Origin of the sequence: Staphylococcus sp. 17KM0847, from assembly GCF_013463155.1 — a bacterium.
Lineage (GTDB): Bacteria > Bacillota > Bacilli > Staphylococcales > Staphylococcaceae > Staphylococcus.
This window is the reverse complement of sequence record NZ_CP040781.1, coordinates 421,995-448,421: the sequence shown is the minus strand read 5'-3', so window position 1 is coordinate 448,421 and position 26,427 is coordinate 421,995. Positions and strand designations below refer to the sequence as shown.

At 35.7% G+C, this 26,427-nt stretch carries 28 protein-coding genes and 2 pseudogenes; 5 read left to right on the top strand and 25 right to left on the bottom strand.

Annotated elements, in window-relative coordinates:
* Positions 1–201: 201 nt before the first annotated feature.
* Together FGL66_RS02190 and FGL66_RS02185 are read right to left on the bottom strand one after the other, a co-directional pair.
* The gene (locus FGL66_RS02190) at positions 202–561 is read right to left on the bottom strand and encodes a HesB/IscA family protein (RefSeq protein ID WP_180809990.1); all 360 of its coding nucleotides are present in this window, start codon (positions 559–561) and stop codon (positions 202–204) included.
* A 12-nt stretch (positions 562–573) separates the two neighbouring features.
* Positions 574–810: a YuzB family protein gene (locus tag FGL66_RS02185; RefSeq protein ID WP_180809989.1), complete on the bottom strand. Its 237-nt coding sequence runs from the start codon at positions 808–810 to the stop codon at positions 574–576.
* A 426-nt stretch (positions 811–1,236) separates the two neighbouring features.
* On the opposite strand from FGL66_RS02185, the gene FGL66_RS02180 reads away from it, so the two are divergent.
* A complete protein-coding gene (locus FGL66_RS02180) occupies positions 1,237–2,301 on the top strand; it encodes an NAD(P)/FAD-dependent oxidoreductase (RefSeq protein ID WP_180809988.1) in 1,065 nt (354 codons plus the stop codon).
* A gap of 95 nt (positions 2,302–2,396) precedes the next feature.
* Here FGL66_RS02180 and FGL66_RS02175 read toward each other — a convergent pair whose 3' ends face one another.
* Positions 2,397–2,639: a NifU family protein gene (locus tag FGL66_RS02175; protein WP_044360536.1), complete on the bottom strand. Its 243-nt coding sequence runs from the start codon at positions 2,637–2,639 to the stop codon at positions 2,397–2,399.
* A gap of 102 nt (positions 2,640–2,741) precedes the next feature.
* Between FGL66_RS02175 and FGL66_RS02170 the strand changes: the two genes are divergently transcribed.
* Positions 2,742–3,062, top strand: coding sequence for a YuzD family protein (locus tag FGL66_RS02170; protein ID WP_180809987.1), 321 nt, complete (start codon positions 2,742–2,744; stop codon positions 3,060–3,062).
* A gap of 105 nt (positions 3,063–3,167) precedes the next feature.
* Here the strand turns inward: FGL66_RS02170 and FGL66_RS02165 are convergent, their stop codons facing one another.
* From FGL66_RS02165 to FGL66_RS02155, 3 genes are read right to left on the bottom strand one after another with little or no spacing between them, the layout of a single operon-like run.
* Entirely contained in the window at positions 3,168–4,124 is a 957-nt protein-coding gene (locus tag FGL66_RS02165; protein ID WP_180809986.1) for a 2-hydroxyacid dehydrogenase, read from the bottom strand.
* 4 nt (positions 4,125–4,128) lie between these two features.
* Positions 4,129–4,914, bottom strand: a complete 786-nt coding sequence (gene nucF, locus FGL66_RS02160; protein ID WP_180809985.1) for a 5' nucleotidase NucF — start codon at positions 4,912–4,914, stop codon at positions 4,129–4,131.
* A 3-nt stretch (positions 4,915–4,917) separates the two neighbouring features.
* Positions 4,918–5,349 carry a DUF86 domain-containing protein gene (locus FGL66_RS02155; RefSeq protein WP_180809984.1) on the bottom strand — a complete coding sequence of 144 codons (432 nt, stop codon included), beginning with the start codon at positions 5,347–5,349 and terminating at the stop codon, positions 4,918–4,920.
* A 102-nt stretch (positions 5,350–5,451) separates the two neighbouring features.
* Between FGL66_RS02155 and FGL66_RS02150 the strand changes: the two genes are divergently transcribed.
* Positions 5,452–5,718: a DUF3055 domain-containing protein gene (locus tag FGL66_RS02150; protein WP_180809983.1), complete on the top strand. Its 267-nt coding sequence runs from the start codon at positions 5,452–5,454 to the stop codon at positions 5,716–5,718.
* Positions 5,719–5,753: 35 nt separating this feature from the next.
* Here the strand turns inward: FGL66_RS02150 and FGL66_RS02145 are convergent, their stop codons facing one another.
* The 13 genes from FGL66_RS02145 to sufC all read right to left on the bottom strand — a co-directional run bounded on the left by FGL66_RS02145 (position 5,754) and on the right by sufC (position 18,290).
* Positions 5,754–6,125 carry a YutD family protein gene (locus tag FGL66_RS02145; RefSeq protein WP_180809982.1) on the bottom strand — a complete coding sequence of 124 codons (372 nt, stop codon included), beginning with the start codon at positions 6,123–6,125 and terminating at the stop codon, positions 5,754–5,756.
* A gap of 18 nt (positions 6,126–6,143) precedes the next feature.
* Complete coding sequence (gene lipA, locus FGL66_RS02140) at positions 6,144–7,061, bottom strand: lipoyl synthase (RefSeq protein ID WP_180809981.1); 918 nt, start codon at positions 7,059–7,061, stop codon at positions 6,144–6,146.
* 85 nt (positions 7,062–7,146) lie between these two features.
* Positions 7,147–8,466, bottom strand: a complete 1,320-nt coding sequence (locus FGL66_RS02135; protein ID WP_180809980.1) for a bifunctional metallophosphatase/5'-nucleotidase — start codon at positions 8,464–8,466, stop codon at positions 7,147–7,149.
* A 15-nt stretch (positions 8,467–8,481) separates the two neighbouring features.
* Entirely contained in the window at positions 8,482–9,306 is an 825-nt protein-coding gene (locus FGL66_RS02130; RefSeq protein ID WP_180809979.1) for a sulfite exporter TauE/SafE family protein, read from the bottom strand.
* 12 nt (positions 9,307–9,318) lie between these two features.
* Positions 9,319–10,167 (bottom strand): DUF72 domain-containing protein, encoded by an 849-nt coding sequence (locus FGL66_RS02125; RefSeq protein WP_180809978.1) that lies wholly within the window; start codon positions 10,165–10,167, stop codon positions 9,319–9,321.
* A 102-nt stretch (positions 10,168–10,269) separates the two neighbouring features.
* Positions 10,270–11,268, bottom strand: coding sequence for a hemolysin family protein (locus FGL66_RS02120; RefSeq protein WP_180809977.1), 999 nt, complete (start codon positions 11,266–11,268; stop codon positions 10,270–10,272).
* Between the two features lie 338 nt (positions 11,269–11,606).
* A complete protein-coding gene (locus FGL66_RS02115; protein WP_180809976.1) occupies positions 11,607–12,110 on the bottom strand; it encodes a YagU family protein in 504 nt (167 codons plus the stop codon).
* 218 nt (positions 12,111–12,328) lie between these two features.
* A complete protein-coding gene (locus FGL66_RS02110; protein WP_180809975.1) occupies positions 12,329–12,664 on the bottom strand; it encodes a nucleoside triphosphate pyrophosphohydrolase family protein in 336 nt (111 codons plus the stop codon).
* 296 nt (positions 12,665–12,960) lie between these two features.
* Positions 12,961–14,358 carry a Fe-S cluster assembly protein SufB gene (sufB, locus tag FGL66_RS02105; RefSeq protein WP_180809974.1) on the bottom strand — a complete coding sequence of 466 codons (1,398 nt, stop codon included), beginning with the start codon at positions 14,356–14,358 and terminating at the stop codon, positions 12,961–12,963.
* A gap of 112 nt (positions 14,359–14,470) precedes the next feature.
* Positions 14,471–14,929 carry a Fe-S cluster assembly sulfur transfer protein SufU gene (gene sufU / locus FGL66_RS02100; protein WP_180809973.1) on the bottom strand — a complete coding sequence of 153 codons (459 nt, stop codon included), beginning with the start codon at positions 14,927–14,929 and terminating at the stop codon, positions 14,471–14,473.
* The gene (locus FGL66_RS02095; RefSeq protein ID WP_374757668.1) at positions 14,919–16,160 is read right to left on the bottom strand and encodes a cysteine desulfurase; all 1,242 of its coding nucleotides are present in this window, start codon (positions 16,158–16,160) and stop codon (positions 14,919–14,921) included. The genes sufU and FGL66_RS02095 overlap by 11 nt, the downstream gene beginning before the upstream one ends.
* 27 nt (positions 16,161–16,187) lie before the next feature.
* Positions 16,188–17,495 (bottom strand): Fe-S cluster assembly protein SufD, encoded by a 1,308-nt coding sequence (gene sufD, locus FGL66_RS02090; RefSeq protein ID WP_180809971.1) that lies wholly within the window; start codon positions 17,493–17,495, stop codon positions 16,188–16,190.
* 24 nt (positions 17,496–17,519) lie between these two features.
* Complete coding sequence (gene sufC, locus FGL66_RS02085) at positions 17,520–18,290, bottom strand: Fe-S cluster assembly ATPase SufC (protein ID WP_180809970.1); 771 nt, start codon at positions 18,288–18,290, stop codon at positions 17,520–17,522.
* 367 nt (positions 18,291–18,657) lie between these two features.
* Between sufC and popT the strand changes: the two genes are divergently transcribed.
* Positions 18,658–19,506, top strand: coding sequence for a polyprenyl-phosphate transporter PopT (popT, locus tag FGL66_RS02080; protein ID WP_180809969.1), 849 nt, complete (start codon positions 18,658–18,660; stop codon positions 19,504–19,506).
* A 535-nt stretch (positions 19,507–20,041) separates the two neighbouring features.
* On the opposite strand, the gene FGL66_RS02075 is transcribed toward popT, so the two are convergent.
* Complete coding sequence (locus FGL66_RS02075) at positions 20,042–21,232, bottom strand: Abi family protein (RefSeq protein WP_180809968.1); 1,191 nt, start codon at positions 21,230–21,232, stop codon at positions 20,042–20,044.
* A 331-nt stretch (positions 21,233–21,563) separates the two neighbouring features.
* A pseudogene (locus FGL66_RS02070) lies at positions 21,564–22,116 on the bottom strand (transposase); the annotation flags it as partial.
* Between FGL66_RS02070 and FGL66_RS02065 the strand changes: the two are divergent.
* A pseudogene (locus FGL66_RS02065) lies at positions 22,069–22,485 on the top strand (transposase); the annotation flags it as partial. The pseudogenes FGL66_RS02070 and FGL66_RS02065 overlap by 48 nt on opposite strands.
* Before the next feature lie 390 nt (positions 22,486–22,875).
* Here FGL66_RS02065 and FGL66_RS02060 read toward each other — a convergent pair.
* The 4 genes from FGL66_RS02060 to FGL66_RS02045 form a co-directional block, all read right to left on the bottom strand.
* A complete protein-coding gene (locus FGL66_RS02060; RefSeq protein WP_180809965.1) occupies positions 22,876–23,697 on the bottom strand; it encodes a MetQ/NlpA family ABC transporter substrate-binding protein in 822 nt (273 codons plus the stop codon).
* A gap of 137 nt (positions 23,698–23,834) precedes the next feature.
* A complete protein-coding gene (locus tag FGL66_RS02055; protein ID WP_180809964.1) occupies positions 23,835–24,650 on the bottom strand; it encodes a MetQ/NlpA family ABC transporter substrate-binding protein in 816 nt (271 codons plus the stop codon).
* Between the two features lie 23 nt (positions 24,651–24,673).
* Positions 24,674–25,369: a methionine ABC transporter permease gene (locus FGL66_RS02050; protein WP_180809963.1), complete on the bottom strand. Its 696-nt coding sequence runs from the start codon at positions 25,367–25,369 to the stop codon at positions 24,674–24,676.
* A complete protein-coding gene (locus FGL66_RS02045) occupies positions 25,362–26,390 on the bottom strand; it encodes a methionine ABC transporter ATP-binding protein (protein ID WP_180809962.1) in 1,029 nt (342 codons plus the stop codon). The genes FGL66_RS02050 and FGL66_RS02045 overlap by 8 nt, the downstream gene beginning before the upstream one ends.
* Positions 26,391–26,427 lie beyond the last annotated feature (37 nt).

Below are 26,427 nucleotides of genomic sequence, written 5' to 3'. Positions count from 1 at the left end.
TTTTATGAGTGAATTCAAGTTTTCACGCAATTTCTTTCATATTTCAACATTGATTTTCTTTTACATTTTAAAGATTATAGCTACCTTTTTGAAAGCGCTTTATTCTTTATATTTTTCTTTCGATAGCAAAAGGCAGCAGTACGACATCTATCACACTTCTACAATAGATCATACTGCTGCTCTAAAATGACATGCCCTACATTAACATTCTTCAGGCGTTCCTGCTACTTTATCCGTACGGAACGAACTACCACACCCACATGAAGCTATTGCGTTCGGATTATCAATTTGAAAACCGCCACCCATTAATGACTGCTTAAAATCAATCGTTGTACCATTTAATATCGGTGCATCTTCACGGTCTACTAAAACTTTCAAACCGTAAAATTCTAAAATTTCATCATTATCTCCAGGCATTGCCTCAGCTGTCATACCATAAGTTAAGCCTGTACAACCACCACCGTTGACTTTAACTTTCAAATAACCTTCTGGCATATCGTTTTGCTTTAACATATCTTTGACTTCATAAGCCGCTGCCTCTGTTAAATTGATTGTAGCCATCTCAATTCCTCCTTAAAAAATCCATGTTTCTTCTATATGTGCATATATATTTTGTAACAATTCCTCAGATGTTTCTCCTTCGACAAGGTCACCATTGACGAGTGCGTAAAGTCCTGAACTACAAACGCCACAATTTTGCAAACACCCATAGTCCAATACATCAACATTTGGGTCATTGTCCAATATTTCAAATACCTTTTGAGAACCTCTTGCTAAATTTGAAATACAAAACTCGACAATTGGATTCATGTGACACCTTCTTTTTCAAGTTTAATGATGTCATTATAACAAATTTTATATCAATCATCTATCGCATCGCTCATAACATTATTCAGCTTTTGTACAAATAATGGACCTAAAAATATATACTCACCATTGGACTTTTCATTTCTGAGTGATTTTATTTAAAGTTTGTTTGTAAGCCCTTCAAAAAAAGTCTATAATTGAATATGAACAATTATCAAACTTTTGGTGCATGAGAAGTAGGTAGCACTATCTTAGGGGATTAGAGATGAAAGCTTTGTATAGTCTTACGCTTTACAATACTTTTTATGTATCTTTTACAAAGTCTGAACTTGAGACATCTTTGTTAAAGTAGGACCATTCAATGGTGTGACTAGACATTGTGTATCCTACTCTTTTCAAAATATTCATGATTAAAGGGGAAATCAAGATATGAAGAGTTTAGTTTTGTTAGGCGGGGGATATGGCAATATGCGTATCTTATCGAAAATTTTACCAGAAGCATTGCCAAATGATTATAGTGTAACACTCATTGATCGTATGCCTTATCACGGATTGAAAACCGAGTTTTATGCTCTAGCTGCTGGATCAAAATCTGATAAAGAAGTAAGAGTCAATTTTCCAAAGGATGCGCGCATTAATACTGTTTACGGTGAAATTACCCACATTGATTTAGATAACCAAATTGTATCAGTGGGTCAAACTCGTGTTGATTTTGATGAACTTGTTATCGGACTAGGATGTGAAGATAAATATCACAATGTTCCCGGTGCACAAACACACACGTACAGCATTCAAACTTTAGCGGCTGCACGTAAAACATATCATGATATTTGTGAATTACCAAGCGGGGCACAAGTAGGTATTGTAGGCGCTGGATTGAGTGGGATTGAACTTGCTAGTGCATTACGTGAAAGTCGTGATGATCTTGAGATTTTTTTATATGATCGTGGTGAGCGTATTTTAAATCAATTTCCTGAAAAACTAAGCAATTATGTCAAAAAATGGTTTGATCAACATGATGTTACGGTCGTACCAAACTCCAACATCGTTAAAGTTGAACCGGGGACACTCTATAACAAAGATACTAAGAACGAACATGATCTTATTGTATGGACAGCAGGTATTCAACCTGTTGAACTTGTCCGCAACTTACCTGTCGATTTAAGTCGTAGTCATCGTGTCATAGTCAATCAATATCATCAAATCCCAACATATCCAAATGTCTATGTCGTCGGTGATTGTGCCAACTTACCTTTTGCGCCGAGCGCACAACTTGCCGAAGAACAAGCCGACCAGATTGCTACTGTACTTAAAACATTGTGGCAAGGTAAAACACTTCCTGAAAAAATGCCAGACATTAAAATCCAAGGTTTTTTAGGTGCATTGGGCGAGAAAAAAGGCTTTGCCTATTTAATGGATACAACCGTTACCGGACGCCTTGCCTCCATTTTAAAATCTGGTGTGTTATGGCTATATAAACATCATAATGGGTAATATAAAAACCTGTGGGATGATCCCACAGGTTTTTTAACAGAAAGCCTTAACAATTTAAAGGCATTTATATGCTTTATCTTATCAAGTGTTATCACTTAGAATACTTGCTCTACCTCAATAACACCCGGCACTTCTTCAACGAGTGCACGCTCGATACCTGCTTTTAACGTAATAGTACTACTTGGGCAAGTCCCACAAGCACCTAGTAATTGAAGCTTAACGATTCCATCTTCAACATCTACAAGTGCACAGTCTCCACCGTCACGTAATAAAAATGGGCGCAACTTCTCTATAACTTCTGCTACTTGATCATACATTGTTGTATCTTCAGTTGGCATGTGTTATGCCTCCTTTCAAGTTAAATGGTTCATATTCTCCCTTTTTCTTATTATAATAGAAATGGTATTGAAAATCTATTGTATTAACTAAGGGGGAAGAAGATGACTAAAATAACAGTTGTTGTGTACGGCGCAGAAGTCGTCTGTGCTAGTTGTGTAAACGCACCAAGTTCACGCAATACTTTTGAGTGGCTACAAACATTATTACCTCAACAATATCCAGATCATAACTTTATATTTACCTATATTGATATTGATCAAGATACTGAAAACTTAACTGATCACGATGAACATTTTATTGAACAAATTAAAGCAGACGAACTGTTTTATCCACTTATTACGATGAATGACGAATATGTTGCAGATGGGTATATTCAATTGAAACCACTTAAACGTTATATTAATCATAATTTTGAAGCATAAAGCATGGGATAGAATAGGACGATAAAATCTTTGAAATTATTAAGATTTTATCGTCCACTCTGTTGATTTTATTCTACGTGCTTTACATATTTGAAAACGTTAACTCTACACTTGATTACGTGCAGGTCTTCCTTGAACTACATCTTCAATATTAAGCACACAAGTTTGAATCATTTGATCACGTGTTAATACTGTCGCACTACCGATATGTGGCGTAATAATAGCGTTGGGTTGTTTAAGTAATGGATGATCCATACGAATCGGCTCATCACGCACTACATCAAGCGCACAACCTGCAATTTCACCTGCTATAAGTGCCTCAACTAAATCTTCTTCTACAACCAGATCCCCTCGTCCAATATTGACAAAAATAGCGTCATCACGCATCATTTGAAAGACACTTCGATCGAACTTATTTTGTGTCTCAGGTGTCGATGGTGCTGTACAAACCACAAAGTCACTTTCTCGAATCAATGTTTCAAAGGATGTATAAAAAGCACCCAGTTCGTGTTCAGCTTTTGTATTACGTGAGCGATTGTGATAAAGAATATCCGCATTGAAACCTTTTAAACGACGTGCGAAGGCTTTTCCTATTTCTCCCATACCAAAAATACCAACCTTGGCATGATAAATATCTTTTCCAGCAAGCAGATAGGGACCCCAACTCTCCCATTGACCATCTTGAACATAATCTATCGCTTCTGGTAAACGGCGAGAAGCTGCCATCATTAATGCAAACCCTAATTCTGCTGTTGTTTCGGTTAATACATGAGGTGTATTTGAAATAACCACACCATGCTGTTCTGCCGATACAAGATCAATGTTATCATAGCCCACTGCCATATTCGCTATAATTTTTAGATGAGGTGCCTGCTGAAAGAGTGCATTATCAATTTGCTCACTCAATGTTACAAGTAATACCGTTTTATCTGCAGCTGCTTGTAAAAATGTTTCACGTGGCATTGGTGTGAGATGATGATCCCACATTTCTACTTCACCTAAAGCTTCCAGCCGCTGTTTAAACTTTGCTGGAATTTGACGTGTCACTAAAATTTTCTCCATACCATCACTTACCTTTTTTGATTTCATTCAATAATACCGTTAAATCTTTAATACTGTATGTCGGGGGTACATTTTTAGACATGGCTTCTGCTTCTGTTGTGACGCCTGTCTGTACATGAATCGTATCAATCCCAATGTTAATACCAGACATAATATCTGTGTCATATAAGTCGCCAATCATTGCAACATCTGATTTCTCTAGTTGTAAGATGTCAAGTGCTTTTTGCATGATAGGTATTTCGGGTTTACCGATGAAAGTAGGTGCTACTTTAGAAGATACTGTCACTACACTTGTCAATGAACCATTGCCCGGTAAAAATCCTTGTTCTTTCGGTATCGAAGGGTCTTTGTTCGTTGAGATAAATGTTGCGCCTTGTTGAACCGCTAATGTCGCTTTTGTCAACTTTTCATATGTGATTTGGTCATCTAAACCTATCACAACATAATCAACATGAATATCATCTTTTACAGTCAGACCCTTGTCTGTTAGTGCCGTTCTCAAGCCTGTATCACCAATCATATAAATTGTTGCATCTGGCTTTTCTGCACTAATATAATCCGCTGTCGCCATTGCTGATGTTACAACTTCCGACGGTTGTGCTTGAATCCCCATCGCTGTCAACTTCTGAACAACATCTTCTGGTGATTTAGTTGAGTTATTTGTGACATATAGATGTGGGATATCGTATGTGTTTAAGCCTTTAATAAAATCAGCTGCCCCCGGAATCACCTCGTTCCCTTTATATAACGTACCGTCTAAATCAATCAAATATGCTTTATATGTTTTCATGACTTATTGTGCTCCTTTGCCAAATGCCGTTACAGGTACATTTTCATGTTCTAAAAAATGTACAACTTCTTCAATAAATTGTTGATAATAAGGTATTGCTTTATCAAACAATGGTACTAATGTCGCACTGTCTAAAGTATCATAATGATGTACAAATGAACGACGCACATCGATTGTTTCATGCAATACTGTCTGCGTCTCTTTAGAGATTGCACCCTCTAATGTTAAAATATCTATAACATCTTTATAATTACCGGGATCTCTTAAAATAAATGCATCAATAATCATATTGCCAATATCAACAGATGATTCGATCAGCATCTGTGCAACACGTTCAAAGGCATAATGATTCCCTTTTACTTCATCATAATCTCTCGTTAAACGTTGAATATACTGTAATTTTTGTGAAAGTTGTTCTTTATCTACAAAATACATTTATGTCACCTCTATTCCTATCTATCATATCATAATTTTGCACGGTGATTCATTTATCGCTATACTGTCTATACGATAATTTTTAAAGGAGTATGACATATAATGATTGATATGTTTTTATATGATGACATCGAACCTTCGCAAATTCGATTTGTCGGGTTTATCGGAGAACATAGTCGCTACGATCTCGTTTTAATCCAAACAGACCGCCATTATGGTAAAACACTTGTCTTAAATACACAAACCAATAAATTCGGTATCATTGGTACAGATGATTTAGAAGAGGAAGGTTACATCGCTTACATTCTAGGCGTTAATGATGATGAAGCTGACGAAATTACTGCTTATCTCTCTGATGTCATCGCTTAAAAAACGAGCCTCGAAATAGGAGGCTCGTTTTTATTTTACTTTTCATTTTGAATAGTAGGTTGTATTTTAACATCTTTGAGCTTATTACTCTCATCAATGTCTTCTGCTTCGGCAAAATGTTTCTCCACTTCATGTTGTGCCATTCGCCTTACGACAAAATAGGCACAACCGAAATTACAATACTCTAACAAATAATCTTGAATCGTTGAAAATCGTTTGTTAAAGTCGGCTTTTTTATATGAATCACGATAAAAACCTTTCAGTCTGAGTTGATCATAACCGTAATCACCGACAACATAATCATACTTATCAAGAATTTCCGAATATCGTGCTACAAAATCTTCTTCGTTAAAGCCATCCCTATAAGACGTTACGAGTTCAAAATAGAGGTTACCTACTTTGATCATCTTTACATCACCTAATATCTATAAATTAAGCTGCTCATCACCAAGGCGTTGTTTCGCTTTTGCCGCTTCATTAACTTGTTCATCAGCATGATAAGAACTGCGAACTAATGGACCCGCTTGGCAATGTTTAAATCCTTTTTCCATTGCGACTTTACGCAACTTACCAAACTCTAATGGTGTGTAATATTTTTGTACTTTAAGATGTTTGCGTGATGGCTGTAAATATTGACCAATAGTTAAAATGTCTACATCATTAGCACGTAAATCATCCATTGTTTCATGAAGTTCTTCAATTGTCTCTCCAAGTCCTACCATAATACTTGATTTAGTTGGAATATCAGGTTGTAATTCTTTAGAACGACGTAAAAATTCTAATGTACGATCATAAGTAGCACGTGCACGTACTCTCGGTGATAGGCGACGAACTGTCTCGATATTATGATTCAAAATATCTGGTCGTGCTGCCATTAACGTTTTGAGTGCTTCATAATCTCCACCCATATCTGAAGGTAAGATTTCAATTGTTGTGAAAGGATTACGTTCACGAACTTTGCGGACTGTTTCAGCATATACATTAGAGCCTGCATCTTTTAAATCATCACGTGCTACTGCTGTAATAACGACGTGTTTTAAATTCATCAGTTCGACTGATTCTGCTACACGCTCTGGTTCGCCTAAGTCCAATTCGTTTGGTAATCCTGTCTTCACAGCACAGAAACGACACGCACGCGTACATACGTCACCTAAAATCATAAATGTAGCTGTACGACGTGCACCCCAACACTCATGAATGTTTGGACATTTTGCCTCTTCACATACTGTGTGCAAGTTTTTCTCGCGCATCATTTTTTTAAGGCCTGTGTAATTTTCATTGGTGTTCAGCTTTATTTTCAACCAATCTGGTTTGCGTAAAATTTCTTCATTTTTTGTAGCCATAACGACAAGTACCCTCCCGTAAAAGTTAACTCTTTTTCCATTATAACGGACTTTATTAAAAATTAAAATGTACTTGTTTTAAGTTTTATAAACGCTGCAAGTACGCTGTAAAAATATCTCGTAAAAAAGCAGGCATTAAATATTCCATAGGCTGCCCTTTTAACATCGGAAAATAACGTCCAAAAGTATACATATCAATGGTACCGAATGTATAGATAACGTCATCTTCAATTTCCTCACCTTTAACAAAATAGCGATCGCTTGATTCAATATAACCTACATTATATAAAATGTATCCTCCGAAAATGTTACCACGAAAACCTAAACCTTGTGCATGCTCATACATATATGTTTGTTCTTGTGCTGTTAAAATAATTTCTTTCAATGTACGTCCTGATATTTTAGCACGTACAGTATTAATAGGGTGCGGTAACATTTGATGAATATCATATGCTGTCAAACGTTTATTTTCAAAACCTTTGACCAATAAACCTGCATTAATAATTGTACAATCCGCACCTATAAAATCATGAATACTCTGTGCAAGCATATAAGTTCCTTGTGTAATAAAGTTTGTCTCCCTCTGCAAAGTCATAGGCTTCATAACGACTGGATGATCTAATAACGCACGACCTTCTTTATCAAAATCTGTTATTACTTGTGGTAAAGTCTCTAAAGCGTGTAACTGCGCGCGCTTTTTCGTAACTTTGCCTTCTTCAACATCAAGCGTTACTTCTCCTAAAAACTGACCATACTTTCCTGCTGCAGCCATAAGCACACCATTTTTCTCTTCACCATCTATAAAATGATGATGCGTATGTGCTCCGAAAATCACATCAATCTCTGGTAATTCTTCACAAAGCTGCTCATCAAAAAAGATACCGACATGACTCATCACTATTAAAACATCATAAGACCCTCGTTGTTGTTGAACCACATCTTTAATTGCAGCAAGCGGATCTGTTACAATCCAATCTAATGCACGATAGAAGGGGGTAAAAGGTGCAGTTACAGCCACAAACATAAAGCGTACACCCTTAATCTCTCGAATATAGGATTGAACAAAATGTTGAGGTAGGTTGCCTTGTTCATCAAAAATGTTAGCACATGTCACAGTGAATTGTGCATCCTTATACAATGCATTCAGTGCTTCATGTGAAATGGTCATGCCTTCGTTATTGCCAATTGTTGCAATATCGCACTGAGCTTCATTTAATAATTGTACATTGCGTTTGCCCATTGTACCTTGTGTAACGGGTGCAGATAAATCTACATGATCTCCTATATCCAAATATAATGAAGGGTGCCTCAATGTTGGTCGTTGTGTAGCCATATATTGTTTAATTCGTGTATAAGCATTCAGATGACTATGTATATCATTTGTGTGATAAAGTGTAACGCGCATCAATATTCACCTGCCTTAACTATAAAATGAACGTACAATCAGATAGATACCGAGTACCAGCATTACGATACGCAAAATAAGAACAACCGTATCAGATTGAACGGTCTTATTGATTTTGACACCTAACCTTGCACCGATCCAACTCGCAATAATCAATATGATACTGTATCCCCATACAACATGACCCAATACGACATGCCCCACTGAACTGGTGATACTTGAGAAAAAAATCATCATCATACTCGTGCCAACAGCGACGTGAGGTGGAAAGCGAAAGACGAGTAACATCAACGGTGTCATAAGTGCACCACCACCGATGCCAAAAAGTCCAGACGTAATACCAATTAGAAATGATGAGAGCATCGCAGTACTAGGAACAACACTGTAATGATATTCTTGGCCATGTAGATCAGTGAATGATTTCATATACTGTTCTTTTTGAAATGACTGTATCGGCGGGATTTTATGACGAACCATCAATAACATGGCAACAATAATGAGAAAAATACCGAAATACAGGTTAAATGAGTGAAGTGTTAAATATCTACTTAAATATGCACCAATCAAAGCTCCCGGAATAATCCCCACCAAAAAAATCATGCCATTTTTAACATCGACTTGTTTGACTTTAAGATACCCTAAAGTCGATGAAAATCCTGTTACGATCAATATAATAGATGATGTACCAATTGCTGTTTGCGGTGTGATCCCTTCCAAAATGCCCAGTGTCATTCCAAAATAGATCAGCGTTGGTACAATAATAATACCGCCACCAATTCCTACAATTGACCCAATCACTGCAGATAAAAAGCCAATCAGTATCAAAATAATCACACTCATATTACCTTCTCCTTAAAATAATTTCAGTTGCTGTGGCGCCAATCCTTCATAATCAATACCTAAATGGTGTTGTAGCACTTTGGCATTACCTGCAGCGTGTCCTCCAGAGTTATTGTTAAAAATGACATACACTTGTTCTGCCTTTTGTTCAAGAATGCGAATATGTTCTGCCAAATCCATCAATTCATCATCAGAATATTGATATAAATAGCGTACATTTCGCCACTCTTGATCAGTCATATCTTTTTTCGTCCACCCATGTACATTCCGTCCATGTAATCTTATGAGAGCTGTAGATTGTGTCATACGATTCACAAATGGGATACATCCCTCTCCAGCTTGTGGCTCATCACATACTGAATGAATAAGTTTTTGCGTTGTTAAAAATTCTAATGTACGTTCTTTCATCGCCCCATCAAACCATGAGCGATGACGAAACTCTATACATACAGGAATATCTTGTAATTGTTGACGTACATAGCGAATATAATTAATATTTTTCGTCGTACAATCAAACCATGGTGGAAATTGCACTAACACCATTGCAAGTTTATTTGTAAGATACAAGGGTTTGATCATTAAGCGAAAGGCTTCAAATAGGTCTTCTATATGTTCAACATATTCCCGGTAATCCGCATGCAATGTTAGTGCTTGATGAATTTTAACAACGAACTTAAAACGCTGTGGTGTTTCATCTATCCATTTTTGAATGTTACGTTCAGGTTGAATCGCATAATACGACGCATCCAACTCAACGACCGGAAAATGACTTGCATACGCTTGCAACTTATCGCCTTTATACATCGTATGGTCGTATAGCGTATCATGATCACCCCAACCTGTTAATCCAATCTGTATCATTTCGTTTCCCTCTCTATCTTAGCACATCTTAAAATATAAACCTTTTTATATGAAAGAGGACTAGGGCTTGTTATACAGTAACTTTTCCTAGTCCTTCGTTTGTTAACGTATCTGATTTAGTTTCTCTCGTTCTTCACGATCCATCTCATCTTCTATTTCCATACCCAGCATTTCTTCAATCAAATCTTCATGTGTTACAATGGCGTCTGTTCCACCGTATTCATCGAGTACAATTGCCATATGCTTTCGTGTCACTGTCATCTTTCGTAATACCCATTCTGCACGATTATGTTCATACACAAATAATGGTTCTGAACTATAATCCATAACTGTTTTATCGACATCTCGACTCCACGCTAATAGATACTTCGAATGAAACACACCTACAACATTGTCTATATCACCTTCGTATACTGGATAACGCGTATAGGGATGATTCATCACAATGTCATAGACTTCATCGTATGTATCATCTACTGACAGTGATGTTACATTTACACGTGGTGTATTATTCACATCATCAATCTTCAAACGATCAAAATCCATCACACCTTGAATACGATTGCGCTCTAATTCATTAAAAGCGCCCTCTGTACCTGCAATGGCAACCATTGTTCTCACTTCTTCTTTGGACATTTTATTCACTTCATGTCCTCGAGATAAAAATTTTGTCAATCCATCTGTAATCGTATTTAATACAAGCGTAATGGGTTTAAATAATATAATAAAAAACTGGATAATCGGATAAACAATACGTGCAATAGCATCTGGGAAAGTCGCTGCAATTGATTTTGGAATCACTTCAGCAAACATAATGATGACAACTGTTAAAATAGCTGATGCTACACCAACATTTAACCCCATGTCTACTGCTAAAATAGTTACAAGTGTGGGGAGTAAGATATTTGCAATATTATTCCCAATCAAGATCGTTGTAATAAACTCACTTGGTTTTTCTAGTAACTTCAATAGTTTTGTTGCTTTAAGGTTATTTTGATCTGCTTCTGCTTTTAACTTTACTTTGTTCGCAGCTGTCAACGCCGTTTCACTTCCTGAAAAGAAAAACGACACAAAAATGAGTAAAATGATCGCAATGATCACTAAGCAGCGCCTCCTCTATTCGACTCTAAATATCAAAGATTTTTATAAGACATCATGTAAATAGAAGCATGAAACAAAAGCTATAAATTCCTCAGCTTTAATCCTTCATTATTTACAATAATTTTATTTTCTAATATGTATACTTGAAAATCAAGTCACAGGATCAGTTAACGAAGAAACGCATATTGTATACCACTTTTCTATACTGCATTGATAAAAATAATAGACACGTTATCATTTTATTCCCACCGCACAGCGTACAACTCGAAAAGCTCAAAAATAACCATCCAATCCATTAAGGTCAGATGGTTATTTTATGATATATGCTTTGATTAACGTTACATAAATGCATTTTTATACACATAGTATCGTCTGACAAGTTCAATGACCATCATCCATACGATATGACCAAAAAACTCTGACAAGTGTTCATGGAATGGCTGATCAAACATACTAGGTACAACGTTCATCGCTGGCATAATCACAAGATGAAACGCGATCCATACAACAATACCAAACACTGCCCCATAACCCATTGCGACAATTGAAAAACGTTTTACTAATATAATATAAATAAATGCAAATACTATCGCAAAACTAAAATGAATTATAAAACTTACCCATGGCATAGATTGTTCAGAAAATTGATATGTCATATGTGTAAAATCATGACTAAAACCCAATTTTTCCAGTAAAGCTTGTGGCGGGTTTGTAGCATTACGTTCAGGTGTACGTGGTGGAAACATGACTTCCCAACCTAACTTGACAATCCCTGATAATAATCCTCCAATAAGCGTGGCATATAAAACCTGAGCATACGATAATGTTGTTTTTTCTTTCATTATTAGTCTCTCCTCTCAAATACCACTAAAGTATAATAATATTATTATATTCCTTATATAGATTAAGTGCAATTCAATTCGAGTGACAATAACTTACAATACTGTGTCACTTCATATATTATGTGCAAATGATCAGAGACAAAACATCTTTACTATAATTAAATGTCTTCATATCACATATGGATAGCAAGTTCTATTATTCGTAATGCCATACCCTTTTATTCATTTTGTTCTGTTCGATAAATACTGTCATGATAGTTGAAGCCATTAGGGTAGCGTTTCGTTAACTTTTCAATATTTTGTTCTGCAACCTCATCTAAAGTGATATCACAAACATGTGCAAGTGATGATAAATACCACAGCACATCTCCTAATTCTTTGACAATAGCTTCCCTCTCTAATTCATGACCATGAAAAATATGTTTTTTAATAAGATCTGCCACCTCACCTGCTTCTCCTGTAAGTCCTAAAGCATAGTTAGATAAGGCAAGATGCTTTGTTACATGTCCACCATGTGTTCTTAACGCCAAACTTTGATAATCATTTAATTCCATAAAGTTCTCCTTTGACTGTCAGCTATATCTATTCAATAGTTTTTTATTCTTTTACCTTCAACTCAGGTTAACGTAGAAATACATCTTTTTTGACATGCAATTCCAGTGTTAATCCATCTATACTTACGATATTGTCACAATATCATAGGGTTTCATGACCTTCATAGCAGAAAATACGAAGCTGAACCCTCTGGACGACCACTTCATTTTCAACTTAAAACTTTGTATTTTGGGTATCAAAAAGGTATCAAAGACTCAGCTATTAAGCACAAGTCTTTGATACCTCTTCGTTTATATTATCCGATAGACCCTTCCATCTCGAATTTGATAAGACGGTTCATTTCAACGGCATATTCCATCGGTAATTCTTTTGTAAATGGCTCAATAAAGCCCATAACAATCATTTCTGTTGCTTCTTCTTCTGAAATACCACGAGACATGAGGTAGAAAAGTTGTTCTTCTGATACTTTTGATACTTTCGCCTCATGTTCTAATGAAATATTATCATTAAAAATTTCATTATATGGGATTGTGTCTGATGTTGATTCATTATCTAAGATTAATGTATCACATTCGATATTTGAACGTGCACCTTTTGCTTTACGTCCAAAGTGGACAATACCTCTATACACAACTTTACCGCCATCTTTTGAAATTGATTTTGAGACGATCGTTGAAGATGTATTCGGTGCTTTGTGAATCATTTTCGCACCGGCATCTTGCACTTGTCCTTTACCTGCGAAAGCAATAGATAACGTACTGCCTTTTGCACCTTCACCAACAAGTACACATGCTGGGTATTTCATCGTTAATTTAGAACCCATGTTACCATCTACCCATTCCATGTTACCATTCGCATGGACAAGCGTACGTTTTGTTACAAGGTTGTATACGTTGTTTGCCCAGTTTTGAATTGTTGTATAGCGCACATGCGCATCTTTGTGCACAATAATTTCAACAACAGCTGAGTGTAATGAGTTCGTTGTATAGACTGGTGCTGTACAACCTTCAACATAGTTCACCGACGCACCTTCATCTGCAATGATTAATGTACGTTCGAATTGTCCCATGTTTTCTGAGTTGATACGGAAATACGCTTGCAATGGTGTATCTAACTTCACATTTTTAGGCACATAGATAAATGAACCTCCTGACCATACTGCTGAATTTAATGCTGCAAATTTGTTATCAGCGGCAGGAATGACTGATGCAAAGTACTCTTTAAATAACGCTTCATTTTCTTTTAGTGCTGTATCTGTATCTTTAAAGATAATCCCTTTTTCTTCAAGATCTTTTTCCATATTATGATAAACTACTTCTGATTCGTATTGCGCTGAAACACCCGCCAAATATTTTTGTTCTGCTTCAGGAATACCTAACTTATCAAAAGTACGTTTAATTTCTTCGGGTACTTCATCCCATGAACGCTCTGAACGCTCTGATGGTTTAACATAATATGTGATGTCATCAAAGTCTAACTCTGATAAGTCACCACCCCATTGTGGCATTGGCATTTTGTAAAATAATTTCAATGCTTTTAAGCGGAAGTTTAACATCCACTCAGGCTCGCCTTTCATATTTGAGATTTCACGAACAATATTTTCTGTCAAACCACGCTCAGATCTAAAAATCGATACGTCTTCATCATGGAAGCCATATTTATAATCGCCCACATCTGGTGCTTTTTTAGCCATCCATCATCACTCCTCTTATAGTGTTTACTTGACACACTGCAAATTGCAATGCATTACGCATATATCATAAAGGATTGACATCTCTATGTCTGCATCCTTACAACTTTTAAACTTAATCTTCTTCGGTCGTTCCTTTGCCTTCTTTTTCAACGGTTCCTTTTTCTAATGCTTTCCATGCAAGCGTTGCACATTTAATACGTGCTGGGAACTGAGAAACACCTTGAAGTGCTTCAATATCACCCATATCTTCAGTAATGGTATAGTCTTCCCCAAGCATCATTTTTGTAAACTCTTGACTCATCTGCATAGCCTCTTTCAGACTATGACCTTTTATTGCCTCTGTCATCATAGATGCACTTGACATGGAGATAGAACAACCTTCACCTTCAAACTTTGCATCATTAACAATGCCATCTACAATATCAAATGTTAGACGGATGCGGTCACCACATGTTGGATTGTTCATATCAACAGTCATCGTACCATCTTCAATAACCCCTTTGTTACGAGGGTTTTTGTAATGATCCATAATCACCGAGCGATACAATTGATCTAAGTTATTAAAATTCATATGAGAAAAACTCCTTCGTTCTCTTCAATCCTTCGACAAGTTGATCGATATCTTCTTTAGTGTTGTAAATATAAAAGCTTGCACGTGCTGTTGATGATACATTCAACCACTTCATAAGCGGTTGTGCACAATGGTGTCCGGCACGTACTGCAACACCTTCAGTATCTAATGCTGTCGCAACATCATGTGGATGAACACCTTCTAAATTGAAAGTAATAATACCTGCACGTTGATCTGCTGCTGGACCATAAATTTCAATGCCTTCAATTTGTGACATTTGATCGTACGCATATTGTGTCAGTTGTTGCTCATAACTATGAATTGCCTCAAAACCAACCGCTTCCAAATAATCAATAGCAGCTTTTAAACCAATCGCCTGTGCAATCAATGGTGTCCCCGCTTCAAACTTAGTTGGTAAATCTGTCCATGTACTTTCGTATAAACCAACAAAATCTATCATATCTCCACCAAATTCTATGGGTTCCATATTTTGTAAGTGTTGTCGTTTACCATATAATACGCCAATACCTGTGGGACCTAACATTTTATGACCACTAAAACTATAAAAGTCTACATTTAAATCTTGCACATCTACTTTCATGTGAGGTACTGACTGCGCACCATCAACTGCAATAATCGCACCATGTTCATGTGCAACCTCAGCAATGGCTTTGACATCATTAATTGTCCCCAACACATTCGAAACATGTGCCACAGCAACAATTTTCGTCTTATCTGTGATCGTTTCTTTGACTGCTTCTAGTGTTAATGTTCCATCGGGCGTCATCGGTATAAATTTTAATGTAGCACCTTTACGTTTAGCTAACTGTTGCCAAGGTACAATATTCGCATGATGTTCCATCTCGGTAACAACAATTTCATCACCCACTTCAATCACTGCATCACCGTAACTATGTGCCACTAAGTTGATTGAAGCTGTCGTACCACGCGTAAAAATAACCTCTTCAAAATATTGTGCATGTATAAAACGGCGAACAGCCTCTCTCGCACCTTCATAGCCATCTGTCGCAAGCGAGCCTAATGTATGCACACCACGGTGAACATTAGAATTATAGCGATTGTAATAATCTTCCAATACTTCAATCACTTGCTTTGGTTTTTGACTCGTTGCCGTTGAATCTAGATAGGCAAGGCGCTTTCCATTCACTTGTTGGTCTAATATTGGAAAGTCTTGTATGATTGCTTTTACATCAAGTTGTGTATCAGCCACTTGTATCACAGACCTTTCTAAAGTTTGTTATTTACCTACTTTGAGTTCGATAACTTCTCGTAATTGACGTTGTACATCTTCTATCGGTAGTTCACGTACAACTGGATCTAAGAAACCATGAATAACAAGACGCTCTGCTTCCTCTTGTGAAATACCACGACTCATCAAATAATACAATTGCTCTGGATCTACACGTCCAACAGATGCTGCGTGACCTGCCTCTACGTCATCTTCATCAATTAATAAGATCGGATTAGCGTCGCCTCGTGCATTTTCAGACAACATAAGTACACGAGAAGATTGGTTTGCTGATGAGCCTTTACCACCATGTTTAATATGACCAATACCGTTAAAAATCGATGACGCATTTTCTTTCATAACACCATGTTTTAAAATATAGCCATCTGTTTCTTTACCATATTGAACAATTTTTGATGTTAAGTTTACAGTTTGATCACCACGTCCAACAACAACAGATTTTAAATCTGATGTCGAACGATCACCGATAAGATTTGTTGTATTATCAATAATCTGGTCCCCTTCGTTCATTAAACCGAGTGACCAATTAATAGATGCATCTTCAGCAGTCACACCACGTCGAATAATATGACCTGTGAAACCTTTATCTAAAAAGTCTACTGAACCGTATGAAATCTTAGCATTAGGTTGAGCGATAACTTCTGAAATAATGTTTAATTGGTTTCCTGCACCACTCGTCGTTGAAAGATAGTTCTCAACATATGTCACTTCCGCACTTTCTTCAGCAACAATTAATACGTGATTGAAAAAGCTGGCATGCTCATCATCATGTAAAACAACATATTGAATTGGATCTGCTACAACTACATTTTTAGGCACATATACGAATACGCCGCCGTTCATTAATGCTGTATGCAAAGCTGTTAAACGATGTTCATCTACTGTTACGGCATCTTTCATATAATATTGCTTAACGAGTTCGCTATGGTTTTGTAAAGCCTCGCTAATATGTTCAATAATCACACCATCATTTTTAGCTTGGTCGTTCACTTTTGTAAAAGCTAAAGTATTGTTATGCTGTATAATTAAATTCTCGATATTTTCATTATTAATGATACGATCAATTTCTGTTGGGAGTTCATTCAAACTATCAAATACAGCCCCTGTTGTATAGTGCTGTTTGAATGAATCAAAATCCCATTTGTCGAGTTTTGTTTTGTCAGGTTTTGGCATTTCTAAAGCCTCTGTTTGTTTTAACGCTTCTTTTCTTAAAGTAGCCATCCAAGAAGGTTCGTTTTGAGCTTGTGAATAATCAACAAGTTGAGCTTCAGAAATATTTAATGTTTCAGTCGTCATAATTATTTCCTCCTAAATTGATGATTATTGGTTAGCTTGTACTGCTTCGTATTCTTCTTTAACCCACTCGTAACCTTCTTCTTCTAAACGTTTTGCTAACTCTGCACCACCCGTTTTTACGATGATTCCGTTATACATTACGTGTACTTGGTCAGGTGTGATGTAGTTTAACAAGCGCTGATAGTGCGTAATAATTAATGAACCAAACTCATCTCCACGCATTTCGTTGATACCTTTAGACACAACTTTTAAAGCATCGATATCAAGCCCTGAGTCAATTTCGTCAAGAATTGCAAACTTAGGTTGTAGCATCATGAGTTGTAAAATTTCGTTACGTTTCTTCTCCCCACCTGAGAAACCTTCATTTAAATAGCGTTGTGCCATATCTTTATCCATCTCTAAAAAGTCCATTTGTTTATCTAACTTTTTGATGAATTGCATCAAGTTAATTTCTTGGCCTTCTTCACGTTGTGCATTGATTGCTGAACGCATAAAGTCAGCATTAGTCACACCTGTGATTTCTGATGGATATTGCATCGCTAAAAATAAGCCTGCTTTTGCACGCTCATCCACTTCTAACTCAAGTACATTGACACCATCTAACAATACTTCACCTTTTGTAATTTCAAATGATGGATGACCCATAATCGCAGAAGATAAAGTGGACTTACCTGTACCATTCGGCCCCATAATCGCATGAATTTCACCCGTGTTAATCGTTAAGTTAACACCTTTTAAGATTTCTTTATCATCTATAGATACGTGTAAATCTTTAATTTCTAATACTGATGGCATTGATATTCCCTCCAAATAAATGTTTAATTCCTTAAACTAGTTTATAATAATTTTAAAGTAACGTCAAAATTATTCTTATTTTCTACATGCCTATTATAACGGAAATAAATCGAATGATAAACCTTTTCGGGTTCTAAAAGCGCTTTCGACATGAATCTTTAATAAATCTAATATGAGAAAGGTTATTGATAATAGTAGTGGGTCTGTTCTCAATCAAGAAATAATATATATCTATCTCTTTTATAGGCACTAATGGAGACACCAGATCAGATTATACGAACGCATAAATATACTTTGTATGTTTAAACTCACACTTATTATCATATTATGGTATGATAAAATGACCGATACAGAAAGGACGCTTTTTATGTCTAAATTCAAACTTTCAAACATTCCTCGTGGCTTTGCAATGGGGATTAGTGATTTAATTCCGGGAGTGAGTGGTGGTACAATCGCACTACTTCTCGGTATATATGATGACTTTATCGCATCAGTCAGCGGTATATTTTCCAAAAACTTTAAAAAGAGCTTTTCTTTTTTACTTCCTATTGTAATTGGAATGGGCTTAGCAATAGGTATTTTAAGCAGTGTTATTAACTATCTGCTTGCAGCTCATGAAGTACCGACTATGTTCTTTTTCTTTGGTCTCATCTTAGGCGTCATCCCTTTTTTACTCCGGATTTCCAAAGTCAAACAAACATTTACAATCCGACATTGGTTGATTATGATTATCTCTATTGTCCTTTTAGGTGCAATGGCTTTTTTCAAAGGTGACACTACTCACGGTGCTCCATCATATATTGATTTATCGATGCCTATGTTATTTAAATACTTTATTGCTGGAATATGCGCCTCTAGTGCGATGTTGTTACCTGGTATTTCAGGATCATTCATTCTATTACTTTTCGGCGTTTATAGTACAGTCACTTATTCAATTTCAGAGATAGTTCGGTTGAACTTTGCAGCTCTACCTGTCATTATGACAGTCGGTTTAGGTGTTGTGACCGGTTTTCTTATTGCAAGTAAACTGATCACCTACTTATTACAGCACTATACTTTTATGACATACGCCGCGATTTTAGGGCTCGTCATCGGCTCCTTGTTTTCCGTTTATCCCGGACTGCCTACTAGCCCACTCACTTGGCTGGTGTCGATCGTAACACTCGGTCTAGGTTTTGTGATCAGCTATATTCTTGGCATCTTCACAAAAGATTGATTGTCATAGCGCATTAGAATAAGGACAGATGACATCCACACTTGATATTTAAGTAAAGTAACGCTAGAATAACATTCAAGTAGAGCAATAAGTATCTGACTCAACTCTTTTAGTTGGGAGGACTTATTAGCGCAAAACGCCTCTTATCCACTATTCATGTAGGATAAGGGGCGTTTTGTTGGTTCTTAATAAAATGAATAATTATTTCGCTGGGATAATTGCACTTATATCGGTGGTTATTCTTAGTTATTCAAAGTGTTGTTATATCAAGGGTTATAGACGTTCTTAATCGTAAAATTCTTTCATGACCTCGCACTTTCTATCAATATCTCGCCCTTTTTATTTTAAGAGCAAATTAATTTTTAAAACTGGCGAAAAACTGAAGCATACATTCCATGCGTCAGACTTATTTATTAACATACTACAAACTACTACAAATTAAAATATTTTAGTAACGAACAATTTTGTCTGTATCTCTTTTATAATACTAACCCTACCTATTGTATTTCTCATTTCTCAACTTAATTCAACTATTTTAACGATTTAATAACCTTTCTTCCCAATCAAAATCCAACCCCATCATAAACAAAACATTATTATAACTAGTTGATTTTAAAACACTTTCTAAATCTTTTAATTCTTTTTTTATTTCTTTAACTAGTTTTTTCAATTCAGTTTTGTTTAAAAAAAGACTTATACAAAAAATAAGTTTGAACAGACCATTTTTTCTTCTTTGTAAAGTAGTGAATTCTCGAGCATATAATTCTACGTTCCTTTTATGACAACGTTCCACTCTATTATAACCTGGTAATAATAAACTGAATTTTTGATAATCATCATCAATTTCAATTTTAGTAGATGTACAAAAAAGCCTTTCACCGTGAGCACTAATATTCCTATAAATGTTCAAAATATTAAATATGTTGGAAATTGTATGGAAATTTTCATTCAAGTTTAAATTTCCGCTATTCAAATTAAGTATATTTACAATTTGTTTTCGAACTTCAAATATTTGGATATCAAACATTTTCGATATATTTCCGAATGTTAATACTTGAACAAGCACCCACATAGGTATATATCTATGGTTATCTAAATAATATTTCAAAGACTGTTTTTTGTTTCTTTGCCTGCTTATTGTTCCATACACATTAGAAACAAATTCTTCATATTGATTTACTCTTTTAATTTCCCCTTTTTTGCAATTTTTTATAGGTTTATCTGATGGAATATCACTAAATTCAGAATCAAAAATCTTTATTTTCCCGCTTTTATACATTATTATTTTCTTTTTATTATTATTTAAATCATAATAATCTCTTCTTAAATACTCATTTTCTCTATGTAAATTATCTTTTTTGTGTTTGCTTGTTAGGTTTTTCGAATAGTAGTCATAAAAAGATTCCACTATAGCGTTCTTAATTTCTTCTTCTATAAATAATAATCTTTTTAAAAATATATTTCTTAAATTATTGTCACAATTTAATAGCGCCTCTAAATGCGATGGATTTGTACCCCTTATGTATAAATCTTCATTTTGAGGATAATCTGCAGGATAATCTCTTCTATTAACCAAAAAGGGATCTTTGTACCCATTAACCAAAGTATAATAGTTATATTTTTTTATAATATTTCTTTCTTTACTCGAATTAATTGGTATACTCATTCTTCTATTTCTTAATAATTCAAGTCTTTTACGATGACTTCGATATTTTTTCTCCTCCATTTTTAACCATCCACCTCATAAAAAAGGGGTTTCCTATACGAATTCACGTATAACAAACCCTCATAAACTGATCTTTACATTTCATATTATACAGTATATGCTACAAAAATCATAGTATTTTTTAACTATTGATTCATTTTTGCGTATCAAATTGAAGGAATTTCGTCATTTCAACTTCAATCACTAGTGTCGCACAAAACCATACAGAATATTCTGAACTAAATTGTTTTGTTTGAATCCCAAAAAGGAAAACACTTTAATAAAGGTAGTAATCATCCATTTTTTGACATATTCAATTTCGCATGGCAATCGTGACAAACAAGACTGTGTGTTATGGTACTGTCTCTTTAATATTTTTTAGCCAATTTTTTGGATCTTCCCAAATTACAGCTTTAAGTAATCGAACGATTTGTAGAAGTGTCTTTTGACTGTTGGTCTTGAGTTTCATTAAAACATTAAGACAGTACACAATCAATGTGATATACACTTGATTGGTTACAGCTGTTTGTGAGTGTCCATAAAATTTTTTGATATTCACATGTTGTTTAACCCATTTGAAAAAGAGCTCAATTGCCCAACGTGATTGGTAAATATCCGCTATTTCTTCTGGGGATAAGTCGAATCTCGTCGTAATAATCAAAAACAGCTTGCCAGAATGGTCATAGACTTTTAATAACCGATATGGATTCTCTGAACGGTTTTGTGGCGTACCAATATAAACCATTTGATCTGATAGAACATTATGACTTTCAGCTACATCATATGTCAAACATGCAATCAAAGCGTTCATAGTTCATATAGCCACGATCAAAAACATACGTACATTCCTTATCATCTATGAAAATATCAAGGTTGTTTTGATCGCTTTCGCAGGCATTGGTGAGTTAACTGCAGCTATGATTATTGGGGAGCTAGGGGATATACGTGCTTTTTCTTCTCACAAACAGTTGAATGCTTATATTGGCATTGATATAAAAAGATACCAGTCCGGAAAAACACATTACAAAGACAAAATTAATAAACGGGGAAACAAGCACGCAAGAGCATTATTTTATATCGTTATACAAAACATATTAAAGGGACAAAGGTTATATGCCAGCCATATCGTTGATTACTACTATAAATTAAAAGAACAGCCTTATGGAAAAGGCCATAAGACTGCGATAATTGCTTGTGTGAACAAGCTGTTAAAAACTATTCATCACTTAGTTATTAACAATAAAGAATACGATTATCGAATGTCACCACACTGATAACCTATCCAACCCTATGTTAACATATTCAAAAAACTTTTACTGTTGTAGGTTTATTTAGTGATGTCTTTTTTAGTGCTCACTTGAATAAAGTTCTTGACTAATCGTAGGAACGGGAGTGGGACAGAAAACGTATTAATCTTAAACGTTTTCGTCGTCCCACCCCGGCAAGGGTAACGAGAAGTGGAAAAAGTTTGTTAAAACGCATTTTCACTTCCGATACCTACTGCCATTTTATGCTTTGTAGTTTTCTAAGGAAGAATGGCATCTACAATGTCTCAGCCCTAGAGCAATAAGTATCTGACTCAACGCTTTTAGTTGAGAGGACTTATTAGCGCAAAACGCCTCTTATCCACTATTCATGTAGGATAAGGGGCGTTTTGTTAACGATTATTTCGCTGGAATTACGGCACCGTCAAATTCTTCATTGATATAGTCACGCACTTCATCGGATTGCAATGCTTTGATCAAGTCTTGGAATTTTTTGTCGTCTTTGTGCCCTTTTTGTACAGCTAAAATATTGGCAAATGGTGAAGACTCATCTTCAACGGCAATGCTATCTTTCAATGGTTTCAAGCCATTATCAATCGCATAGTTTGAGTTCATAATGACCGCATCACCTTCATTGTTATTGTATGTTTTTGGCAAAAACTCTGCGCCTTGTTGATTATCGAACTCCAAATGCTTTTTGTTTTCGACAATATCGTCTAGCTTGGCATCTTCAATTTTGACGCCGTCTTTAATTTTGATGAGACCTTCTTTAACGAAAAATGATAAAAAGCGTCCTTCTTCAGCTGGATTGTTTGAAATGTAAATTTTGGCGCCATCTGGCAAGTCTTTCAAGCTTTTGTGCTTTTTACTATAGACACCCATTGGCGTTGTCAACACTTTGCCCACCTCTTCAATTTGATAGCCGTGCGATTTTTGCTCGGCCTTTAAGTATGGCACGTGTTGGAACATATTCGCATCGACGTCCCCTTTGTCCAAAAGTTTGTTCGGAATTTTGTAGTCGTTCACTTCTCTCACTTCTACATCATAGCCGTCTTTTTTCAATATTTCCCCTGCTTTTTTAACTACTTCACCGTGTGGCGTTGGTGTTGCCGCAACGACGATTTTCTTGTCTTCTTTATTTGCTTCTTTCGTATTACCGCACCCTGCTAACACAAGTAGTAACGCTGCAATCCCTGTTATCATCAATGCTATCTTTCTCATCAGAATACCCCTTTCATTTTCTATGTAAAATTAAAGAAGACGAGGTTAGCATCATAGCGTGTCATACACTGTCAAATCATTGCTCAGTGCATCGCCTATCCTACCCCCATCTTCTTATTTACTTGTCAAAGCACATCTTATTTCGCTGGCGTTACAGCACCATCATACTTTTTAGTGATGAAGTCTTGAATGTCTTTAGATTGTAAAACTTCCATCAATGCTTTGATTTTTTCATCGTTTTTGTGACCTTCTTGTACTGCGATTAAGTTCGCATATGGATTATCTTTCCCATTTTCAACTGCAATAGAATCTTTTTGTGGGTTTAACTTTTGCTCAATCGCAAAGTTAGAGTTGATAATCACTGCATCCCCTTCATTATTTTGATATGTCTTAGGTAAAAATTCTGCAGCTTGCTTACTATTAAACTTAATATTCTTTTTGTTTTCTACGATATCATCAAATGTAGCGTCTTGGATTTTAACGCCATCTTTTATTTTAATTAACCCTTCATCCACAAAGAACTTAAGGAAACGTCCTTGTTCAGCTGGATTGTTTGATACAAAAATTTCAGCCCCATCCGGTAAATCTTTTAAGCTATCATATTTTTGTGAATAAACAGCCATTGGTTCTAAATGTACATTGCCTGCTGATTCGATTTTATACTTTTTATCTTTTTTCTCAGTATCTAAATAAGGTGTGTGTTGGAAAAAGTTCGCATCCAATTCACCTGCATCCAACAATTTGTTCGGTGTTGTATAATCATTAATTGTTTTAATTTCTAAATCATAACCTTTATCTTTCAACAATGGTTTAGCTTCCTCTAAAATTTCAGCGTGTGGTGCTGGCGAAGCACCCACTTCAATCTTTTTGTCATTTTTCTCTTCTTTGTTTCCACAAGCAGCAAGTGCAACCGTTAAAACAAAAATAAGTGCAACGGATAAAATTCTTTTCATATTTATAAACCCCTTTAAAATTATTATCGTTTATCTATTTTATTTGTAAACCAATCTCCAAGAAACTGAATTACAAAAACGATGACTAAAATAAGAATGGTTGAAACTAAAATGACATCATTTTGATTTCGTGTAAAACCGGTTAAGTATGCTAAGTTACCCAGACCTCCTGCACCGATAACACCGGCTACTGCTGTCGAACCTACTAAGGCAATAGCTGTTACCGTAATACCTGAAATTAAAGCAGGTAATGACTCTGGTATAAGCACTTTTAAGATGGTTGTCCATGTTGTCGAACCCATTGAACGTGCAGCTTCAATAACACCTTTGTCGATTTCTTTTAATGCGATTTCAACTAAGCGACCATAAAACGGAGAAGCGCCAATAATAAGTGCTGGTAGTGCACCCGTAGGACCACTAATCGTACCAAGTAACAAACTTGTAAATGGAATAAGTAATAGAATCAAAATAATAAATGGAATCGCACGGAATAAGTTAACAAAGAACGATACAATACTATAAAACAGGCGTCCAACTTTTGATTTACTTTTAGATGTCAAAAACAAAATAACACCTAATACTAATCCTAAAACAAATGAGAAAGCTGTTGAAATAACCGTCATATATAATGTTTCATATGTAGCTATCCATACATCAGGCCAACGAACATTCGGCATCGTAATCATCTCTTGTAATATTTCACTGAAACTTTTACCCATGCTCGATCACCTCTACTTGAATGTTTTGTGCAATTAAATCTTGTTTTAATTGATTAAAGCGATCACCTGAAATGTCCGGAATGTGTACAAGTAAAAATCCAACAGACCCAGATTTAGAATGCTTAATATTACCTTCCAAAATATTAACTGCAACATGATGTTTTTGTGCAATATAAGATACGACTGGCTGCATCGTATTTTCACCAGCGAATATTAACTTAACAATACAATCATTTGCCTCGAGTTTTAACGAATTAATAATGCTATTAAAATCGTCTTCTGGTTGTAAATCTTCTTGTACGAATCGACGCGTCACTTGATGTTGTGGATTTTCAAAAACTTCTGATACTTCTCCATGTTCAATAACACGTCCATTTTCCATTACGGCTACTTCATCACATACACGACGAATAACATGCATCTCATGTGTAATAATAATAATTGTTAAGTTTTGTTCTTTTTTAAGTTGCAACAATAAATCCAATATTTCATCTGTTGTTTGTGGGTCTAATGCACTGGTTGCCTCATCACAAAGCAAAACCTCTGGATCATTTGCCAATGCTCTTGCAATACCCACACGTTGCTTCTGTCCTCCCGAAAGTTCTGACGGGTAGGCATGTTCACGTCCTGCTAGTCCTACTCTTTTGACTAACTCTTCTGCTTTGTGTGTTGCCTCAGCTTTTGATACACCAGCTATCTCCAGCGGAAACTTAATATTATCTAAAACAGTTCTTGACCATAGTAAGTTAAAATGTTGGAAAATCATACTTACTTTTTGTCTTTTTTGGCGTAATGCCTGTTTATCTAATGTACCAATATTATCGCCACCGATAATAACGTCACCCGAAGTCGGTGTCTCTAAATAGTTAAAGAGTCGAACGAGTGTACTTTTACCAGCTCCAGAAAAACCGATAATACCATAGATCGTTCCTTTGCCAATCTCCAAGTTGACATGATCTACCGCAGTAACTGTTTTCGACTTGCTTTCATATTTTTTAACAATATTCTTTAGCTCAATCATACTGCTCCTCCTTGTGCAAAACATCTTTTACACCAAA

Excerpts from the sequence above, each read along its gene's own strand:
- FGL66_RS02145 (WP_180809982.1), bottom strand. The coding sequence starts at position 6,125 with ATGATCAAAGTAGGTAACCTCTATTTTGAACTCGTAACGTCTTATAGG.
- FGL66_RS02135 (WP_180809980.1), bottom strand. The coding sequence starts at position 8,466 with ATGCGCGTTACACTTTATCACACAAATGATATACATAGTCATCTGAAT.
- FGL66_RS02170 (WP_180809987.1), top strand. The coding sequence starts at position 2,742 with ATGACTAAAATAACAGTTGTTGTGTACGGCGCAGAAGTCGTCTGTGCT.
- FGL66_RS02115 (WP_180809976.1), bottom strand. The coding sequence starts at position 12,110 with ATGAAAGAAAAAACAACATTATCGTATGCTCAGGTTTTATATGCCACG.
- lipA (WP_180809981.1), bottom strand. The coding sequence starts at position 7,061 with ATGGCTACAAAAAATGAAGAAATTTTACGCAAACCAGATTGGTTGAAA.
- sufC (WP_180809970.1), bottom strand. The coding sequence starts at position 18,290 with ATGCCATCAGTATTAGAAATTAAAGATTTACACGTATCTATAGATGAT.
- sufD (WP_180809971.1), bottom strand. The coding sequence starts at position 17,495 with ATGACGACTGAAACATTAAATATTTCTGAAGCTCAACTTGTTGATTAT.
- FGL66_RS02125 (WP_180809978.1), bottom strand. The coding sequence starts at position 10,167 with ATGATACAGATTGGATTAACAGGTTGGGGTGATCATGATACGCTATAC.
- nucF (WP_180809985.1), bottom strand. The coding sequence starts at position 4,914 with ATGAAAACATATAAAGCATATTTGATTGATTTAGACGGTACGTTATAT.
- FGL66_RS02150 (WP_180809983.1), top strand. The coding sequence starts at position 5,452 with ATGATTGATATGTTTTTATATGATGACATCGAACCTTCGCAAATTCGA.
- FGL66_RS02190 (WP_180809990.1), bottom strand. The coding sequence starts at position 561 with ATGGCTACAATCAATTTAACAGAGGCAGCGGCTTATGAAGTCAAAGAT.
- FGL66_RS02130 (WP_180809979.1), bottom strand. The coding sequence starts at position 9,306 with ATGAGTGTGATTATTTTGATACTGATTGGCTTTTTATCTGCAGTGATT.
- FGL66_RS02110 (WP_180809975.1), bottom strand. The coding sequence starts at position 12,664 with ATGGAATTAAATGATTATCAAAGTTTGGCGTTAAGAACACATGGTGGA.
- sufB (WP_180809974.1), bottom strand. The coding sequence starts at position 14,358 with ATGGCTAAAAAAGCACCAGATGTGGGCGATTATAAATATGGCTTCCAT.
- FGL66_RS02165 (WP_180809986.1), bottom strand. The coding sequence starts at position 4,124 with ATGGAGAAAATTTTAGTGACACGTCAAATTCCAGCAAAGTTTAAACAG.
- FGL66_RS02075 (WP_180809968.1), bottom strand. The coding sequence starts at position 21,232 with ATGGAGGAGAAAAAATATCGAAGTCATCGTAAAAGACTTGAATTATTA.
- FGL66_RS02055 (WP_180809964.1), bottom strand. The coding sequence starts at position 24,650 with ATGAAAAGAATTTTATCCGTTGCACTTATTTTTGTTTTAACGGTTGCA.
- sufU (WP_180809973.1), bottom strand. The coding sequence starts at position 14,929 with ATGAATTTTAATAACTTAGATCAATTGTATCGCTCGGTGATTATGGAT.
- FGL66_RS02155 (WP_180809984.1), bottom strand. The coding sequence starts at position 5,349 with ATGTATTTTGTAGATAAAGAACAACTTTCACAAAAATTACAGTATATT.
- FGL66_RS02180 (WP_180809988.1), top strand. The coding sequence starts at position 1,237 with ATGAAGAGTTTAGTTTTGTTAGGCGGGGGATATGGCAATATGCGTATC.
- FGL66_RS02045 (WP_180809962.1), bottom strand. The coding sequence starts at position 26,390 with ATGATTGAGCTAAAGAATATTGTTAAAAAATATGAAAGCAAGTCGAAA.
- FGL66_RS02060 (WP_180809965.1), bottom strand. The coding sequence starts at position 23,697 with ATGAGAAAGATAGCATTGATGATAACAGGGATTGCAGCGTTACTACTT.
- FGL66_RS02050 (WP_180809963.1), bottom strand. The coding sequence starts at position 25,369 with ATGGGTAAAAGTTTCAGTGAAATATTACAAGAGATGATTACGATGCCG.
- FGL66_RS02185 (WP_180809989.1), bottom strand. The coding sequence starts at position 810 with ATGAATCCAATTGTCGAGTTTTGTATTTCAAATTTAGCAAGAGGTTCT.
- popT (WP_180809969.1), top strand. The coding sequence starts at position 18,658 with ATGTCTAAATTCAAACTTTCAAACATTCCTCGTGGCTTTGCAATGGGG.
- FGL66_RS02175 (WP_044360536.1), bottom strand. The coding sequence starts at position 2,639 with ATGCCAACTGAAGATACAACAATGTATGATCAAGTAGCAGAAGTTATA.